18 protein-coding genes are annotated in these 17,284 nt (G+C 32.7%); 12 read left to right on the plus strand and 6 right to left on the minus strand.

Annotated features, from left to right (window positions below; all coding sequences use genetic code 11):
- Positions 1–20: 20 nt before the first annotated feature.
- From nrfD to metK, 5 genes are all read left to right on the plus strand, one after another.
- Entirely contained in the window at positions 21–1,421 is a 1,401-nt protein-coding gene (nrfD, locus tag OO775_RS03690) for an NrfD/PsrC family molybdoenzyme membrane anchor subunit (RefSeq protein ID WP_264845663.1), read from the plus strand.
- Positions 1,422–1,424: 3 nt separating this feature from the next.
- Positions 1,425–1,946, plus strand: coding sequence for a DUF3341 domain-containing protein (locus OO775_RS03695; protein ID WP_264845664.1), 522 nt, complete (start codon positions 1,425–1,427; stop codon positions 1,944–1,946).
- Positions 1,947–1,958: 12 nt separating this feature from the next.
- Entirely contained in the window at positions 1,959–2,549 is a 591-nt protein-coding gene (locus tag OO775_RS03700) for a c-type cytochrome (protein ID WP_264845665.1), read from the plus strand.
- A gap of 2 nt (positions 2,550–2,551) precedes the next feature.
- A complete protein-coding gene (locus OO775_RS03705; protein ID WP_264845666.1) occupies positions 2,552–3,853 on the plus strand; it encodes a quinol:cytochrome C oxidoreductase in 1,302 nt (433 codons plus the stop codon).
- A gap of 253 nt (positions 3,854–4,106) precedes the next feature.
- Positions 4,107–5,357 (plus strand): methionine adenosyltransferase, encoded by a 1,251-nt coding sequence (metK, locus tag OO775_RS03710; RefSeq protein WP_264845667.1) that lies wholly within the window; start codon positions 4,107–4,109, stop codon positions 5,355–5,357.
- A gap of 193 nt (positions 5,358–5,550) precedes the next feature.
- On the opposite strand, the gene OO775_RS03715 is transcribed toward metK, so the two are convergent.
- Positions 5,551–6,003: a hypothetical protein gene (locus OO775_RS03715; RefSeq protein ID WP_264845668.1), complete on the minus strand. Its 453-nt coding sequence runs from the start codon at positions 6,001–6,003 to the stop codon at positions 5,551–5,553.
- Between the two features lie 105 nt (positions 6,004–6,108).
- On the opposite strand from OO775_RS03715, the gene OO775_RS03720 reads away from it, so the two are divergent.
- Entirely contained in the window at positions 6,109–6,465 is a 357-nt protein-coding gene (locus OO775_RS03720; RefSeq protein ID WP_264845669.1) for a CidA/LrgA family protein, read from the plus strand.
- Positions 6,449–7,156: an LrgB family protein gene (locus tag OO775_RS03725; protein ID WP_264845670.1), complete on the plus strand. Its 708-nt coding sequence runs from the start codon at positions 6,449–6,451 to the stop codon at positions 7,154–7,156. Before OO775_RS03720 ends, OO775_RS03725 begins: the two co-directional genes overlap by 17 nt.
- Before the next feature lie 56 nt (positions 7,157–7,212).
- Here OO775_RS03725 and OO775_RS03730 read toward each other — a convergent pair whose 3' ends face one another.
- Both OO775_RS03730 and recQ read right to left on the minus strand, forming a co-directional pair.
- Positions 7,213–7,476, minus strand: coding sequence for a TM2 domain-containing protein (locus tag OO775_RS03730; RefSeq protein ID WP_264845671.1), 264 nt, complete (start codon positions 7,474–7,476; stop codon positions 7,213–7,215).
- 79 nt (positions 7,477–7,555) lie between these two features.
- Positions 7,556–9,745, minus strand: a complete 2,190-nt coding sequence (gene recQ / locus OO775_RS03735; protein WP_264845672.1) for a DNA helicase RecQ — start codon at positions 9,743–9,745, stop codon at positions 7,556–7,558.
- Between the two features lie 86 nt (positions 9,746–9,831).
- On the opposite strand from recQ, the gene OO775_RS03740 reads away from it, so the two are divergent.
- The 4 genes from OO775_RS03740 to OO775_RS03755 all read left to right on the plus strand — a co-directional run bounded on the left by OO775_RS03740 (position 9,832) and on the right by OO775_RS03755 (position 13,079).
- Positions 9,832–10,797, plus strand: coding sequence for a KpsF/GutQ family sugar-phosphate isomerase (locus OO775_RS03740; RefSeq protein ID WP_264845673.1), 966 nt, complete (start codon positions 9,832–9,834; stop codon positions 10,795–10,797).
- Positions 10,798–10,889: 92 nt separating this feature from the next.
- Entirely contained in the window at positions 10,890–11,372 is a 483-nt protein-coding gene (locus tag OO775_RS03745; RefSeq protein ID WP_264845674.1) for a hypothetical protein, read from the plus strand.
- Complete coding sequence (locus tag OO775_RS03750) at positions 11,342–11,998, plus strand: class I SAM-dependent methyltransferase (RefSeq protein ID WP_264845675.1); 657 nt, start codon at positions 11,342–11,344, stop codon at positions 11,996–11,998. Before OO775_RS03745 ends, OO775_RS03750 begins: the two co-directional genes overlap by 31 nt.
- Before the next feature lie 28 nt (positions 11,999–12,026).
- Positions 12,027–13,079 carry an ABC transporter permease gene (locus tag OO775_RS03755; RefSeq protein ID WP_264845676.1) on the plus strand — a complete coding sequence of 351 codons (1,053 nt, stop codon included), beginning with the start codon at positions 12,027–12,029 and terminating at the stop codon, positions 13,077–13,079.
- 16 nt (positions 13,080–13,095) lie between these two features.
- Here the strand turns inward: OO775_RS03755 and OO775_RS03760 are convergent, their stop codons facing one another.
- The 3 genes from OO775_RS03760 to OO775_RS03770 all read right to left on the minus strand — a co-directional run bounded on the left by OO775_RS03760 (position 13,096) and on the right by OO775_RS03770 (position 15,930).
- Entirely contained in the window at positions 13,096–14,310 is a 1,215-nt protein-coding gene (locus OO775_RS03760; protein WP_264845677.1) for a Gfo/Idh/MocA family protein, read from the minus strand.
- 27 nt (positions 14,311–14,337) lie between these two features.
- Positions 14,338–15,681, minus strand: coding sequence for a UDP-N-acetylmuramate--L-alanine ligase (locus tag OO775_RS03765; protein WP_264845678.1), 1,344 nt, complete (start codon positions 15,679–15,681; stop codon positions 14,338–14,340).
- Between the two features lie 75 nt (positions 15,682–15,756).
- The gene (locus OO775_RS03770; RefSeq protein ID WP_264845679.1) at positions 15,757–15,930 is read right to left on the minus strand and encodes a hypothetical protein; all 174 of its coding nucleotides are present in this window, start codon (positions 15,928–15,930) and stop codon (positions 15,757–15,759) included.
- 582 nt (positions 15,931–16,512) lie between these two features.
- Between OO775_RS03770 and OO775_RS03775 the strand changes: the two genes are divergently transcribed.
- Complete coding sequence (locus OO775_RS03775) at positions 16,513–17,193, plus strand: PQLLE family protein (protein ID WP_264845680.1); 681 nt, start codon at positions 16,513–16,515, stop codon at positions 17,191–17,193.
- Positions 17,194–17,284 lie beyond the last annotated feature (91 nt).

The raw sequence follows: 17,284 nt of genomic DNA on the forward strand, positions 1-17,284 counted from the left end.
AAAGATAAATTTATAGATATATGGCATCGCATTACGAAGCACCTATACGAAATCCGTTAATTGTAGGAAACAAAAACTACCACGATATAACAGTCGATGTAGCTCGCCCTGTGGAAGGAAAAGCTAATAAATTGTGGTGGATAGTATTTTCGATAGCTCTTGTGTCTTTTCTGTGGGGATTATTGTGTATGATATATACCGTTTCTACAGGAATTGGAGTTTGGGGACTTAATAAAACTGTAGGTTGGGCATGGGATATTACTAACTTTGTATGGTGGGTAGGTATCGGACACGCAGGAACGCTTATTTCAGCAGTATTGTTGTTATTTCGACAAAAATGGAGAATGGCGATTAACCGATCAGCAGAAGCTATGACAATTTTCTCGGTTGTTCAAGCAGGTTTATTCCCGATTATCCATATGGGGCGTCCATGGTTAGCATACTGGACACTCCCAATACCAAATCAATTTGGATCGTTGTGGGTGAATTTTAACTCGCCACTATTGTGGGATGTATTTGCAATTTCGACTTATCTATCGGTATCGTTAGTTTTCTGGTGGACAGGACTTTTACCAGACTTTGCGATGCTTCGTGATAGAGCTGTAAAACCTTTTCAAAAGAAAATATATAGTCTATTGAGTTTTGGTTGGAGTGGAAGAGCCAAAGATTGGCAACGATTTGAAGAAGTTTCGCTTGTTTTAGCAGGATTAGCAACTCCTTTGGTGCTTTCAGTACACACAATTGTATCTTTCGACTTTGCCACTTCGGTAATTCCAGGTTGGCATACGACAATTTTTCCTCCATACTTTGTTGCGGGTGCTATTTTTTCAGGTTTTGCGATGGTGAATACTTTGCTTATTATAATGAGAAAAGTCTCAAATCTTGAAAATTATATTACACTTCAACATATAGAATTGATGAATATTGTAATTATGATTACGGGATCCATTGTAGGTTGTGCTTATATTACAGAACTTTTTGTAGCGTGGTATTCGGGAGTTGAGTATGAGCAATATGCTTTCTTGAATCGTGCCACAGGTCCCTATGCTTGGGCATATTGGCTTATGATGACTTGTAATGTATTTTCTCCTCAATTTATGTGGTTTAAAAGATTGCGTAGAAGTATAATGTTCTCATTCATTATTTCTATTGTGGTTAATATAGGAATGTGGTTTGAGCGTTTTGTGATTATCGTAACCTCATTGCACCGCGACTATTTGCCTTCATCTTGGACGATGTTCTCACCAACTTTTGTCGATATTGGAATTTATACAGGAACGATAGGGTTCTTTTTCGTATTGTTTTTGTTATACTCTCGTACATTCCCTGTAATTGCCCAAGCAGAGGTAAAATCAATTCTGAAATCATCAGGAGAAAAATATAAAAAATTAAGAGATACTAATGCCGAAAATCATCACTAAAATATGAATAATAAAATAATACAAGCACTATATAATGATGATGATATTCTAATGGATGCTGTCAAAAAAGTACGTGCAGCTAATCATCAGATAAAAGAAGTTTATACACCATTTCCAGTACACGGATTGGATAAAGCTATGGGCTTGAAAAACACACGATTGGCAATTGCTTCGTTCGTGTACGGGTGCATTGGGCTTTGTGTGGCAACTCTTATGATGAATTACATAATGATAGAAGATTGGCCAAGAGACATTGGAGGAAAACCGAGTTTTACATTCATTCAGAATATGCCTTCTTTTGTGCCTATTATGTTTGAATTGACAGTATTTTTTGCTGCACATCTTATGGTCATTAGTTTCTTTTTGAGAAGTAAATTGTGGCCTCATAAAAAAGCTGAAAATCCTGATGTAAGAACTACCGATGACCATTTCTTGATGGAAGTTGCCTTGCAAGGAGATTCTATCGAACTGATGAATTTTTTAAGAACAACTGGGGCTGTTGAGGTAAAAATAGCCGAAAAATAATTTAGAAAAGATATGAGAAATATAATAAAAATATCATTCCTTTTTGCAAGTGGATTTTTACTAACCTCGTGTTTTAACAAAGAAAAGCCCAACTATCAATTTATGGCAAGTACTGATATGTATGAACCTGTGGGCTATGAGACTTATTACCCAGCACCTCAAGAGGTATTTCCAAATGGAATGGAAGCACAACTTCCCGCAGATAAGACAATTAGAAGAGGTTGGATGCCTTACTTGTATGAAAATACTAATGATGGATACGAACAAGCTAAAGAGAACTTTCATAATCCACTAAAAGCTGATTCTTTGGCTATGAAGGAGAATTTACAAATAGGAGCAGGACTTTATAATATTTATTGTATGATATGTCACGGCTCTGATGGAGATGGACAAGGAAATTTAGCAAAACGTGAAAAAATCTTAGGAATTCCTAGTTTTAAAGACCGACAAATTACACAAGGGAGTATTTATCATGTAATGTATTACGGTCGTAATACAATGGGGTCATACGCTTCACAAATTACAGAACAAGAGCGTTGGCAAGTGGCTTTATATGTTGAACAATTAAGAGAAAAGTTAATCAATAATTCCAAGAAAAATTAGTTATGTATACATTTACTGGCAAAATTAAATTAGTAGCAATAATTTGTATGATTGTGGGTGTTCTTGGAGTGGGATATAGCTTTCTTAGCACACCAAAAAATGTAGAGGAAGTTAAAATAATTATAGCACTGCAAGATAAATCAGACCATCATACCCACCATTCACAGGTTACAACTGATACACATTTACATCATCATTCAGATAATCACTATGAACATATATTACATCAGTTGCAGAATAAACCTTGGACGGCATTTTATGTAGCAGCGTTATTCTTTTTATTGATTTCATTAGGGACATTAGCTTTTTATGCAATTAACATAGCATCTCAAGCAGGATGGTCACCAGTTTTGTTCCGAGTGATGGAAGGAATTACAGCATATATACTTCCTGGGGGAATTATCTTCTTTGTATTGCTTGTCTTATCAGCATTGCACTTCAATCATTTGTTTGTTTGGATGGATGATAAAGTAGTAGTTACTGATAAATTGTTACAAGGAAAGCAAGGGTATTTGAATGTACCATTTTTTTTAATCAGAGCAGCTTTTTATTTAATAGGTTGGATAGGCTATCGATATATTTCTCGTAAACTTTCAATTCAACAAGACACTTCGCAAGATAATCGTCCGTTTGTAAAGAATTTTAAATGGACAGCGGCTTTTTTAGTATTCTTTTTAGTGTCAGAATCTATGATGTCTTGGGATTGGATAATGAGTGTTGATCCTCACTGGTTTAGTACACTTTTTGGGTGGTACGTATTTGCAAGTATGATAACTTCTGCTATGGCAGTTATTATTATGATAACACTCTATTTGAAAAGACAAGGATATTTAGAATATGTTAATAGTAGCCATTTGCACGATTTGGCAAAATATATGTTCGGATTTTCTATCTTTTGGACTTACTTGTGGTTTTCACAATTCCTTTTGATATGGTATTCTAATATTCCAGAAGAAGTGACTTACTATGTAACTCGTATTCAAGATTATAATTTATTATTTTTTGGTATGGTTATACTAAATTTCTTATTTCCGTTACTTGTTTTGGTTGATTCGGATATGAAACGTAAAGGTTTTGTAGTTTCTTTGGTAGGATTTGTAGTTTTGATAGGACATTATATTGATTTTTATGTTATGATAATGCCAGCAACAGTAGGTAATCAATGGAGTATAGGAATAGCAGAGATTTGTTCGGTTCTTTTCTTCTTTGGATTGTTCATTTATGTAGTATTCGCAAGTCTTACAAAAGCTCCTCTTTTACCAAAACAAAATCCATTTATTGAAGAAAGTAAGCATCATCATTAAAATACAAAATATATTTTTTTAAGCTGTCTAACAAAGACAGCTTTTTTGTTGAGTTAAAAAAATTATAATAATCAATTTATTATAAATAATTTATCATTGTTATATTAAAAATATTTTTTACCTTTGCATCACTTTAACAAGAGGATAGATTTGACTGATTGCAACCTCATCGGATTACCGATAAATGCTAAACCAGTAATTGTAAGTTTTTCAATACTTTACAAATTTATTCCTCATAAATTTTTTAAATATTATGAGTTATTTATTCACTTCCGAATCGGTGTCAGAAGGACATCCTGACAAAATCGCAGATCAAATAAGCGATGCACTAATTGATAATTTTTTGGCCTTTGATTCAACTTCGAAAGTAGCTTGCGAAACGCTCGTTACTACAGGACAAGTAGTTTTAGCTGGAGAAGTAAAATCAAAAACCTATCTTGATGTTCAGCAAATAGCACGTGATGTTATTAAAAAAATAGGCTATACCAAAAGCGAATATATGTTTGAAGCCAATTCGTGTGGTATTCTTTCGGCTATTCACGAGCAATCTCAGGATATCAATCAAGGTGTTGATAAAGCCAATCCTGAAGATCAGGGAGCAGGAGATCAAGGTATGATGTTTGGCTATGCAACTAACGAAACGGAAAATTATATGCCTTTGGCATTAGATTTGTCACATACTTTACTTCGCGAATTAGCAGAAATTCGTAGAGAAAATAAAGAAATTACATACCTTCGCCCTGATGCTAAAAGTCAAGTAACTCTTGAATATTCTGATGATAATAAGCCAATTAGAATACATTCGATTGTCATTTCAACCCAGCACGATCCTTTTGATGAAGAAGCGAAAATGCTTGAAAAAATAAAAAAAGATATTATAGAAGTTTTGATACCCCGAGTTATGCAAAAGTATCCTCAGTATGCTAAGTTTTTTGATAAAAATATAGTATATCATATCAATCCCACGGGTATTTTTGTTATTGGAGGCCCTCACGGAGATACGGGACTTACAGGTAGAAAAATTATTGTAGATACTTACGGAGGGAAAGGAGCTCACGGAGGTGGTGCTTTTTCTGGAAAAGATCCTTCCAAAGTTGATAGAAGTGCAGCGTATGCCACTCGACATATTGCAAAAAACCTAGTAGCTGCAGGGGTTGCTGATGAAATTTTGGTACAAGTAAGTTATGCTATTGGTGTTGCTAATCCTGTAGGAATTTATGTGAATACATATGGAACTTCCAAAGTGAAATTGTCTGATGGAGAAATTGCTCAAAAAATACAAGAAATATTCCCAATGCGTCCATACGATATTGAAAAACGACTAAAACTTCGTAATCCTATTTATAGTGAAACGGCTGCTTATGGACATATGGGACGAATACCTCGAATTGTTAAAAAAATTTTTACCTCTCCGTACGAACCTTTAAAAGAGCTTGAAGTAGAATTGTTCACTTGGGAAAAGTTAGATTATGTTGAACAAGTGAAAAAGAATTTTCAGATATAAAAATATATGTGAATATTTTCAAGATTTCTTTCATATACGAAATAATAATAAAAACATATTACAAAAAAGATTGCTTATAATAGCAATCTTTTTTATTTTGTATATAATAAAATCAAAAACTTAAATTAAAACAAACAACGAAAGCCCGAGATATTCGAGCTAATGTTGTGTTTAAATTTTTCAAATTATTTTCTTAGAAGAATAAGCGTCTTCTAACAGCTGGTTGCTGTCCTTCTTCTACTGAAGCGCCAGTAGCAGGTGCAGCAGCATAGCTTTCTTCAACTGCTTTGAATAATTTTGCGTGAAGCATTTTAGTAATAGCGATATTATAATTCGCTTCATCTAAGATAAGATGAACTAAAAACTGACGATTACTTGAAGAAAACAGTACGTGTATTTGCTCTTTAAGAGCAATTTCAATACGGTCGATGTTTTTGTCATTCAAGTTTTCAACATACCCTAATGCCTTAGTAGCTTGACGTAAAATTTCTACCTGAAACGCACTTGAAAGTCTGTTATCAACATTCGAAGCTGCTTCATAAGCAATTGCATTACCATCATTAGTACTAACTACAGTAATTGAAATAAAGCCTGGCACTTCTTGGTGCATTGCTTTTACATAATTGTTAAACAAATTTGAATCCATAATACTCTAAATTTTGGGCAAATCTAAGCATAATTTTTCAAATAAAAAAATATTTTTTTAAAAAAATTATTATTTATCTTTGCAATATTATTCAAATATTAAAAAATGATACGATATTGTGCCGTTATTTTTGGCTGTTTAGCTCTCGGGGAACTATTGATTTTCCTTACAAAAATACAATTTCCTTCAAGCATGGTAGGCATGTTACTTTTAACACTTTTTCTACATTTGAAATGGATAAAATTACATTGGGTTAAAGGTATTTCAGACCTTTTAATAGCTAATTTGGGATTATTTTTTATTCCTCCTTGTGTTAAAATTATTTTATATTTCGACTTATTTAGGGCTAATTTTTGGTCAATTATCATTTCGGTAGTACTCAGTACCATATTAGTTATTTATATTACAGCAATTGTGTATCAAGTTTTACGAAAAAAAAATAAAGATGAAAGAGTTTCTTAGTAGTCCGTTGGTTTTATTAGCTATTACGTTTGCAGTTTATTATGCAAGTATGCGTTTGCAAATCCGTTTTAAATCAGCATTACTCAGTCCTATAATTATTACGATGTCTGTACTTATAGGGTATCTTTTGGTTTTCAATATTTCGTATGAGACTTATGCTGAGTCAGGAATTTTTATAGAACTTTGGTTAAAACCTTCAATTGTAGCCTTGGGAGTTCCTTTGTATATTCAACTTGAAAAAATAAAAAAACAACTTATACCTTTATTAGCTTCTCAGTTTGCCGGAAGTCTTGTAGGAATTGTATCTGTGTGTCTGATAGCCAAGTGGTTAGGTGCAGATAAACAAATAGTTCTTTCATTAGCTCCTAAGTCGGTTACAACTCCTATAGCAATCGAAGTTTCTCAAACAATAGGAGGGGAGTCTGCTCTTACAGCGGCAGTTGTTATCATAACAGGTATTATAGGAACACTTTTCGGATTGAAAATTTTACAACTATTCAAAATACAAAGCCCCATTGGTAAAAGTGTTTCTCTGGGGGCTGCTGCACACGGAATGGGTATTATAACAGCGATGCGTTTGAGTGAAAAACACGCCACTTTTGCAAGTTTAGGACTTATTTTTAATGGTGTATTTACTGCTCTATTAGCTCCTTATACAATACTAATAATGGAGTATTTCGGTTGGATATGAGTAAAAATAGATGTATAAAAGAATGTTTCTCTTACAAGAGAAACATTCTTTTCATTTTAAAACCAACCTCTTTTATTTACTTGGTATGTGTTGTAAAAATCTTCATCTAACTTGGTAAGGTAGATAATTCCTTCTATAAAAGGAATAAAAGACGCTATTCCACAAGAGACAAATGTCAGTACAAGCTGAATAATTCCTTCGTTGGTGTATCCAAGATAAAATTTATGAACACCGAAACCTCCAAGTAAAAGAGCAAGTATTCCAGCAACTACCTTTTTGTTTTCGGGTTTTTGATTGGTTTGTGTAATTTCATTACTCATATTTGATATTATTTAATAATTTGATACAAAGATAAGAAGTTTATTTAAAATAATGAATTAAAAATACAAAAATTTATATTTAATTAGCCATTTCACTGATAAATTTGATTCGATACAAACGTAATTCATCATCGTCATAATCACCACCAAATTCTTGTGAAGCTACTGATATTTTATCTGTTTCGGCTTCGAGAAAATATTCGTGAAGTTCTTCTTGCTGGTCTTCATCGAACATTTCATCGACCCAATAATCAATATTGAGTTTAGTTCCACTATATACGATTTGTTCCAATTCTTTGAGCAAATCGTCCATCGTAAGTCCTTTGGCAGCAGCAATATCAGGTAGCGGAAGTTTTCTATCAACGCTTTGTATTACGTATAGTTTTAATGACGAATTGGCTCCTGTGGTTTTAACAATTAAATCTTCAGGACGAATAATATCGTTTTCGTCTACATATTGAGCAATTAGAGCGATAAAATCTTTGCCATATTTTTTTGCTTTTCCTTCTCCCACACCGAAAACATTGGCTAGTTCTTCATACGTAATAGGATATTTGAGCGACATATCTTCCAAAGACGGGTCTTGAAAAACAACAAATGGCGGTACACCTTTATCTTTTGCTACTTTCTTGCGAAGGTCTTTGAGCATTTTAAGAAGAACTTCGTCCATAACTGCCACATTTGTTGTTATTTTTTCTTCATAATCTTCTTCAAAAGTATGATCTTCACTCATCATAAATGAGTATGGTTTTTTGATGAAATCTTTTCCTTTGTCTGTTAGAAACATTACTCCATAGGTTTCTATATCTTTACGAATAAGTCCATTGACCATAACTTGTCTGACAAGCGCTGTCCAATAAGGAGCTTCGTGTTCGCTACCGCTTCCAAAAATAGGGAGGTCATCAATTTTATTCGCTTTAATTAAGGCAGATACTTTTCCTGTGAGAATATTAACTAATTCTTTCGTTTTATACTTTTGTTTAGTTTCATCAATAAGTTTGAGAAGTTTTAAAACTTCTTTTTTAGCTTCTACCTTAGGTTTTGGATGTCGAATGTTATCATCCATATCAGCTCCTTCACCATTGATTTCATCAAATTCTTCTCCGAAATAGTGTAGAATAAATTTTCGGCGCGAACTAGAAGTTTCAGCATATGCTACAATATCTTGCAAAAGAGCATGTCCGATTTCTTGCTCGGCAATGGGCTTTCCAACCATAAATTTTTCTAATTTTTCAACATCTTTATATGAATAGAAAGCAAGGCAATGTCCTTCGCCACCATCTCGACCTGCGCGTCCTGTCTCTTGGTAATAACTCTCAATACTTTTGGGGATATCGTGATGAATTACAAAACGTACATCGGGTTTATCAATTCCCATACCAAAAGCAATAGTAGCCACCACAACATCGACTTCTTCCATCAGAAACATATCTTGATGCTTGGCACGTGTTTTGGCATCAAGTCCAGCGTGATAGGGTACAGCGGTAATACCATTTACTTGCAAGGTTTGGGCAAGTTCTTCAACTTTTTTCCGACTTAAACAATAAATAATTCCAGACTTACCAGTGTGTTGTTTTACAAAACGGATAATATCGGCATCTACATTTTTTGTTTTTGGACGAACTTCATAATACAAATTTGGGCGATTGAAAGACGATTTAAAAACATTTGCATTGGGCATACTGAGGTTTTTCAAGATATCTTCTTGTACCTTGGGAGTTGCTGTTGCTGTAAGAGCAATTACAGGAATATTTTTACCCAATCGTTCAATTATGGCTTTGATATTTCGGTATTCTGGACGAAAATCGTGTCCCCATTCCGAAATACAATGGGCTTCATCAACAGCCACGAACGAGATTTTAATATCTTTAAGAAAACTTACGTATTCATCTTTGATAAGTGATTCGGGGGCTACATACAAGAGTTTGGTTTCTTGTTTTTTTATGTCATCAATCACGGTACGTATTTCACTTTTGCTCAATGATGAATTCAGTACATGAGCCACGCTATCTGACGAAGAAATTCCTCGAATGGCATCAACCTGATTTTTCATCAAAGCAATTAAAGGAGAAATGACAATAGCTGTTCCTTCCTTAACCAGAGCAGGAAGTTGATAACATAGTGATTTTCCGCCACCAGTAGGCATTATTACGAATGTATCAGTGTTTTCAATGATACTTTCAATTATTTCTTCTTGTTTTCCTTTAAAGGAATCAAACCCAAAAACTTGTTTTAATGATTTCTGTAAATCAATTTTTGATGTACTCATATTGGTATTTATCCTAAATTTTGTCTATTTTTGCACTTCAAAAGTAGCACAAAAATAATAACTAATCAAATTTATTGCAAGAAAAAATGAAAAAAAATGAGAAAATTCTTGAAATTGCCCGAAAAACGCTTCAAATGGAGGCTGATGCTATTCAAAAATTAACATATTTATTAGATATAAATTTTGTTAAATCTATTGAAAGTATCATCGAATCACAAGGGCGAGTTATAATAACAGGTATAGGAAAGAGTGCCATTATAGCTCAAAAAATTGTTGCAACACTCAATTCAACAGGTACGCCTGCTATTTTTATGCACGCTGCCGATGCCATTCATGGAGATTTAGGGATTATTCAAGAGCGAGATGTTATTATTTGTATTTCTAAGAGTGGAAATACTCCCGAAATAAAAGCCTTAGTCCCCTTGCTTAAACGAGAAGGAAATAAACTGATTGCTATTACGGCAAACAAAGAATCATTCTTAGGTCAGCAAGCTGATTTTATTCTCAATGCGTATGTTGAACGTGAGGCTTGCCCCAACAATTTGGCGCCAACCACAAGTACAACGGCTCAGTTAGCTTTGGGTGATGCATTGGCTGTTTGTCTAATGGAAATGAAACATTTCAAAAGTGGTGATTTTGCCAAATATCACCCCGGAGGTGCTTTGGGCAAAAAACTATATTTGAAAGTAGCCGATGTGATTGCCAAAAATGAAATTCCACAAGTAAGTCCCGAGGCAGATATTCGACAGGTAATTGTTGAAATTTCTAAAAAAATGTTAGGAGTTACCGCAGTGATTGATAATCAGTCTATTGTGGGAATTATCACTGATGGAGATATTCGTCGTATGCTTAACAAATATGATGATATTAAAGACTTGAAAGCCAAAGATATAATGACTCATAATCCTAAAACGATTGATAGTCAGGTACTTGCTGTTGATGCTCTTGATTTTATGGAAAATCATAAGATAACTCAGCTTTTGGTTACAGACCATCATATATATAAAGGTATCATTCATTTGCATAATCTTATTCAGGAAGGAATTATTTGATTTTGGTTTGAATGAAAAAAACGATATTTGCCATATTATTTCTAAGTTTGTCAATTTTGTTTGTCGTAATGTGTTTTTTGAATACATCCTTTATGGATTGGGTTTTTGAGCGACATCAAAACTTATGGAGTTGGTATATTCGTCCTATTTTTATTATTCCTTTATGTTTTTTTTCATATAAACGTCATTTTTTAGGTATATCAATAACGCTGTTTTGTATTTTTACAAGTATGTTTTGGTTTCCTATTCCTCAAGAATTTTCTCCAAGAGCCGAAATGTTTTTACAATTTGAAAAAAAATGGCTTTTAGATAATTGGAATGCCGAAAAATGGATATTGACAGCAATGATACCTATTTCACTTGTAATTTTATGTGTTTCTTTTTGGAAACGAAGTTGGCTTTTAGGGATATTAATTGTTGTTCTAATGGCTTTTGGAAAAATAATATGGAGTGTTATTTATGCCGGAAGTACAGCAAAATCAATTATTTTTCCAGCTATATTAGGTCTTTTAATTAGTTTAATTTTTATAATAGCTTTCAAAGAATGGGAAAAGAACAAGCCACAAAAGAATTAGCACGGCAACTGAAAAATCCCGAAGGCAAAAACGGAATTGAAGTAGCTCAAATGATGAGTGAAACCAATCAAAATATGATTTTTCATTCTATAAAACAATTAGATATACAGCCCAAAAACAAAATTTTAGAAATCGGATACGCCAATGCTAACCATATTGATTTTATTTTTAAACAAAATCAAACCATAGTGTATTATGGACTTGAAATTTCGCCTCTGATGTGCCAACAAGCCAGCAATTTTTGGGAGAAATTCAGTCAAAAACAAAATCTTTCGTTTGGTTTGTATGACGGGCAACGAATTCCGTTCAAAAATTTATTTTTTAATAAAATATTTTCAGTGAATACGATTTATTTTTGGGAAAATCCGGCAGAATTTCTTTCAGAAATCTATCGTGTATTACAACCTAACGGACTTGTATGTATTACATTCATTGAAGAAGAATTTTTGAAAAAAATGCCTTTTTCTAAATACGGATTTACTTTTTATGATAACCAGAAAGTAATGCAACTTGCTCGAAAAGTATCGTTTCATATTGAGAATAAAGTCTCTGAATTAGAATTTGTAAAAAGCAAAAAAGGACAAATTTTTCAGAGAAAATTTACAACGATTACATTGAAAAAATAATAAAAAATCAATATTATATAATTTAGTTTTGAAAAAATTTAGTACAATAATCATAACGCTATGGGGAGTTGTAACAACTATTTTTTTCTTATTTCACGCATTACCGGGTGATCCTGCCAGAATGATGCTTGACCAAAACGAAAATAGCGAGCAACTTCGTGTGGTAAAACAAAAATATGGTTTTGATAAACCTTTGCTTACTCAATATGCTTACTACCTTAACGATCTTTCGCTTATTTCATTTCATTCAAAACAGAAAGCAGATTATACATTTTTTAATTCAAAAAAATATAATGGAGTATCTATTTTTTCAATCAAAAATACAAATATTGTAATAAAAATGCCTTATCTTCGCGAATCGTTTCAGAAAAATGGAAAAAAAGTAACTCAAATTATAGCCGAAACTTTACCCAATACCTTAGTTTTGGCAAGTACAGCTATTTTTATAGCCTTGTTAATAGGTATTTTGTTCGGAATTGTCTCTGCTTTGCAAAAAGATACGTGGATAGACCGAACAATTCAGGTAATCAGTACTTTAGGAATGAGCATTCCTTCTTTTTTTAGTGCTATATTGTTTGCTTGGATATTTGGTTTTTTGCTTCGAGATTATACGGGGTTATCAATGAGCGGAAGTCTATACGAAATAGATGATTATACGGGAGATAAATATTTGAAAATAAGTAATTTACTACTTCCAGCGATTGCTTTGGGAATACGTCCTCTTGCAGTAGTTACTCAACTGATGCGTAATTCGCTTTTGGAGGTTCTCTCACAAGATTATATACGTACGGCTTATGCCAAAGGTCTCTCAACCTGGCAAGTTATTTACAAACATGCACTTAAAAATTCTTTAAATCCTGTGATAACAGCACTTTCGGGCTGGTTTGCAGGAATGTTGGCAGGAGCCGTTTTTATTGAATATATTTTTGGATGGAACGGACTTGGTAAAGAAATCGTAACAGCGCTCAACACGTTGGACTTGCCTGTAATTATGGGAGCTGTTCTGGTAATATCAACTATTTTTATTTTTATAAATATTTTGGTTGATTTTCTATATCGCTTGTTAGACCCTCGTATTTGAGGATATGAACAGATTATTATTGTGTAAAATCAGGGATATTTATGGGAGCATTACCATTATTCACCGATTGTTCTGTCAGTTCAGCAAGACAAGACCAAAGCGCTCCATCATATACATTTTGGTCAAGAGGTAATCCGTTTTTTAGGCAATAAACCAAACGATAATCCATACGAATGTCCATTGGTTTTTGTTCAGGAAGTTTTTGGCAGAGTGATGAAGTTTCTTTTATCAAAAGAGGTTCATTTTCAGCAAATAGTTCATTTATTTTTTCGATGGGAATAGGCTGCATTCCCTCTGGGTCAAAAGTTATTTCGTACGAAGGATATTTCTGTACGAAACCTTTTGTACCACTTAACAAATATTTTCTAGAATAGGGGCGAGGGCTGGTAATATCGTGTTGTAAAAGTATGGTTTTTCCTTTTTGAGTTTTGATTAAAGTTGTATTCATATCGCCCATTACAAAAGGTATTTGAGCTTGGGGCGAATTTTTACCAAAAGTATTTTCGGCATAACGTTTCATTCCCAAAGATAGTGAAGACATTGAAACCAAATGCGTTAAATAATCATCTCGCAAGATGTTCATAGCTTGGCAAATAGGAGCTATTCCGTGGGTTGGGTACGGATTTCCGTTATGAGATTGGCTATATTTGATGCGCCACTCGCCACGTAAGCTATCTCGATCGTTTTGCTGAAAATTCAGTCGTCGCAAATCGTGAATGTAAGCACCCTCTCCGTGGATAATCTCGCCTAACAATCCTTTTTTGATAAGTTCCAATGTGATAAGCTCAAAGGTGTCGTAACAGGCATTTTCAAGCATCATACAATGGCGTTGTGTTTCTTCGGCAGTACGAATAATTTTCCAACAATCAGAAACGGACATTGCTAATGGAACTTCTATGGCTACGTGTTTGCCTTGTTTCATTGCAAAAATTGCCATTTCGGTATGCAAATCCCATTGGGTTGAAATATAAACCAAATCAATTTCGGGTAATTGACAGAGCTTCTGCCAATCATTTGTTTGCGTGTAAAAAATAGGAATAATTGATTGATTTTTAGTGATTTGCCTTGCTAATTCAACATATTTTTCTTCAATATCACAAACTGTTCTAATGGTAACATCTAACAGCATATAGCGCTTTACGGCTTCTATTCCTCGCACACCAATTCCTATAAAACCAACTGATAAATTTTCAATAGGAGCTACTTGTAGGTTAAAAACACTTTTTCTCATTCTCGCCAGATTTTCATTATTATTTTATTAGCCGATTAAAGAAAAATCAATATCTCCATAATTTCCACTACTCATCAGCAGTAAGACATCATTTTGATACGGATAAGAATATATAAATTTTTGAAAATCAGTAGTGTTTGTGAAAATTTGTAAATCAGTTCGTTCGAAAGCTGTACGTATATCATCTTCGCTTATATCTGAATTACCTTTCAAAGACAAGGCTTCTCGATTGTAAAGAATCACAGCTTGATTGGCTTTATCCAAAGAGTGCTTGTATTGTTGTAAAAAATTACGATTCAGACTGCTATATGTATAGAGTTCCAAACAAGCAATCAAGTTTCGTTTTGGAAATTGTTCACGTACAGCGCTAAGCGTAGCAAAAACTTTACTTGGTGCGTGAGCGAAATCTTTAAAAACAATGAGTTGTGGAGTATCTTTTAATTTTTCTAAACGCTTAGAAGCCCCTTTGAATGTAGCAATAGCCTCGTAAAAATCTTCTTGGTCAATACCCATATTCTGACAAACCCATTTGGCTCCTGCCAAGTTATTCATATTGTGTTGCCCGAAAATAGTCAAAGGCATTTGTCCATCAGGAGTTAGCAAATAGGTTTGTCCATCGACAACGATATATTCAGGAGTAGAATATGGAATCTTCCGAATGGCATTTTCAGTTTGTTTCACAAGCGTTTTGAGTATAGTATCTTCTTCATTATAAATAAGAATTCCTCCTTGTGTAATTTGTTTTATGAAGATTTCAAACTGCTTTTGATAATTTTCTTGTGAAGGAAATACATTGATATGATCCCAAGCAATACCACTAATAAGCGCAATATTGGGTAGATACCAATGTATTTTGGGGCGTAAGTCAATCGGAGAAGACAAATATTCATCGCCTTCTAAAACGATAAATTCAGCATCATCGGTAAGACGAACCATTGTATCAAATCCTTCCAATTGAGCTCCAACCAGATAATCTACTCGTCTGTCATGATATTTCATTACGTGTAAAATCATTGAAGTAATGGTTGTTTTTCCGTGACTTCCTGCGATAACTACCCGAGTTTTATGTTTGCTTTGTTCGTAGATAAATTCGGGATAAGAATATATTTTGATACCTAATTTTTGTGCTTGAATTAGCTCTGGATTATCTTTTTTGGCGTGCATTCCTATAATAATTGCATCAATGTCAGAAGTTATTTTCTCAGGAAACCAGCCTAATTGTTCAGGGAGTAATCCTGCTTTTGATAGACGTGAGTGTGAGGGTTCAAAAATAGCATCATCACTTCCTGTAACGTATATTCCTTTTTGATGTAAAGCCAAAGCTAAGTTGTGCATTGCGGCTCCTGCTATTGATATAAAATGTACATGCATATTTTTTATTATTTTTATGAATGATTTTCGCTTTTTCAGAGCTTATTCTTTTTTTATCATCGGTATTTTTAAGAACTAGTGCACAAGCTGAATATTCATCACCTTGTTCTTCAAGAGCAATTCAGCAATTCGTTGATTATCAGCTATAGCAAACAAAACAAAAGCAAATTCACCTCCTTGTGCCATTATTACTGCTCTATCAATGGCATCATAAAAGCAGCTATAATTATTTGCACCTTCTGTTGCCATATGATACGAATATTATTTTAAAATTAGGGGACAAAAGTAGGGAAAATATTTAAAATAGTATATAATTTATATTGAAATCTGACAAAATTACCGAAAATTGCTCAAAAGTTCTTTATTAAAAATAAAGTTTGAATGTTGGTTCACATGTTATCTTTTCAATAGTATTTTACAATTATTTTTATAAATTTTACTATTTATGGCACGAATATTGTTATAAATATTTTAAATAGAATTACTTATTTAATTAGAAATATCTATTATAAATTATTATTATATCAAATATCTTAATAGATATTTAAAATATTTAAGTTTATTTCTATTTAATAGAAGTAATAATTAGTAATAAACAATTTTTATATAAAATAATTAAGTTATTACTAATTAAAAATAAATTATTACTGATTATAAATGAATTACTATAGATGACAAATTGATATATTCTAATAAAATATAAATTATTATCTATTACAAATAAATTTTTACAGATAATAAATGAATTATTACTGGTAAAATACTATTTGATATAATTATTTTATTGTAAATAATCGTAAATTTATTGTATAATATAAAAATTATTAAGTTATGAGAGAAAATAATACACGAGTTCTAAATAAAAATAAAAGAATTTCAATAGAAGAATGGATTCAGAAGATGAGATTAGCATTTTCAAATGGAAAATTACCTAATATTCAGGAAAAACTAAGTCTATTAGGGTATACACCTCAAAAACTAGATGAACTATTATTAAAAGTTATTCATTTAGAAGAATTACATCAAAATCAAAAAACTAAATATGCAGAGCAATATGTAGAAACACAGAAATTTGATAAAAAATTTAAAGAAATCAATGATTTATATACCAAACATTTAGCATTCTGTAAGATACTTTTCAAGGGAGATATGTTAGCAAGAACTTCATTAGACTTCTCTGGTAAACGAAAAATGGCATACGGTGATTGGCTTGTACAAGTTAGTAATTTCTATTCGCAATTACTTAAAAACATAGTATTTATGACTAAACTCCAAACAATAAATATCAAAGAAGAAGATTTAAAGTTGGTACAATATAAGCTCTCAGAAATTATCGAACTAAAAGAAAGTCAGAAAAAAGAAATCGCACAAGCTCAGAAATCGACAAAAATTCGTAATCAATTCTTCGATGAACTTTATCCAAAGTATAGAGAGTTTATAGCATATGCCAAAATTGCTTTCTCTCACGACCAAGACCTTGAAGCACTGGGAATTATTACTAAAAGAAAGTAAATAATTAAAAGAAAGTAGTAATATATTATTATCTAGTATTTTTTATTTGTATCTGTATATGAGAAATAAATATAAAAACTTTTTAGTAACT

Origin of the sequence: Capnocytophaga catalasegens, from assembly GCF_026005215.1 — a bacterium.
GTDB lineage: Bacteria > Bacteroidota > Bacteroidia > Flavobacteriales > Flavobacteriaceae > Capnocytophaga > Capnocytophaga catalasegens.

Excerpts from the sequence above, each read along its gene's own strand:
- nrfD (WP_264845663.1), top strand. The coding sequence starts at position 21 with ATGGCATCGCATTACGAAGCACCTATACGAAATCCGTTAATTGTAGGA.
- OO775_RS03695 (WP_264845664.1), top strand. The coding sequence starts at position 1,425 with ATGAATAATAAAATAATACAAGCACTATATAATGATGATGATATTCTA.
- OO775_RS03700 (WP_264845665.1), top strand. The coding sequence starts at position 1,959 with ATGAGAAATATAATAAAAATATCATTCCTTTTTGCAAGTGGATTTTTA.
- OO775_RS03705 (WP_264845666.1), top strand. The coding sequence starts at position 2,552 with ATGTATACATTTACTGGCAAAATTAAATTAGTAGCAATAATTTGTATG.
- metK (WP_264845667.1), top strand. The coding sequence starts at position 4,107 with ATGAGTTATTTATTCACTTCCGAATCGGTGTCAGAAGGACATCCTGAC.
- OO775_RS03715 (WP_264845668.1), bottom strand. The coding sequence starts at position 6,003 with ATGGATTCAAATTTGTTTAACAATTATGTAAAAGCAATGCACCAAGAA.
- OO775_RS03720 (WP_264845669.1), top strand. The coding sequence starts at position 6,109 with ATGATACGATATTGTGCCGTTATTTTTGGCTGTTTAGCTCTCGGGGAA.
- OO775_RS03725 (WP_264845670.1), top strand. The coding sequence starts at position 6,449 with ATGAAAGAGTTTCTTAGTAGTCCGTTGGTTTTATTAGCTATTACGTTT.
- OO775_RS03730 (WP_264845671.1), bottom strand. The coding sequence starts at position 7,476 with ATGAGTAATGAAATTACACAAACCAATCAAAAACCCGAAAACAAAAAG.
- recQ (WP_264845672.1), bottom strand. The coding sequence starts at position 9,745 with ATGAGTACATCAAAAATTGATTTACAGAAATCATTAAAACAAGTTTTT.
- OO775_RS03740 (WP_264845673.1), top strand. The coding sequence starts at position 9,832 with ATGAAAAAAAATGAGAAAATTCTTGAAATTGCCCGAAAAACGCTTCAA.
- OO775_RS03745 (WP_264845674.1), top strand. The coding sequence starts at position 10,890 with ATGGATTGGGTTTTTGAGCGACATCAAAACTTATGGAGTTGGTATATT.
- OO775_RS03750 (WP_264845675.1), top strand. The coding sequence starts at position 11,342 with ATGGGAAAAGAACAAGCCACAAAAGAATTAGCACGGCAACTGAAAAAT.
- OO775_RS03760 (WP_264845677.1), bottom strand. The coding sequence starts at position 14,310 with ATGAGAAAAAGTGTTTTTAACCTACAAGTAGCTCCTATTGAAAATTTA.
- OO775_RS03765 (WP_264845678.1), bottom strand. The coding sequence starts at position 15,681 with ATGCATGTACATTTTATATCAATAGCAGGAGCCGCAATGCACAACTTA.
- OO775_RS03770 (WP_264845679.1), bottom strand. The coding sequence starts at position 15,930 with ATGGCAACAGAAGGTGCAAATAATTATAGCTGCTTTTATGATGCCATT.
- OO775_RS03775 (WP_264845680.1), top strand. The coding sequence starts at position 16,513 with ATGAGAGAAAATAATACACGAGTTCTAAATAAAAATAAAAGAATTTCA.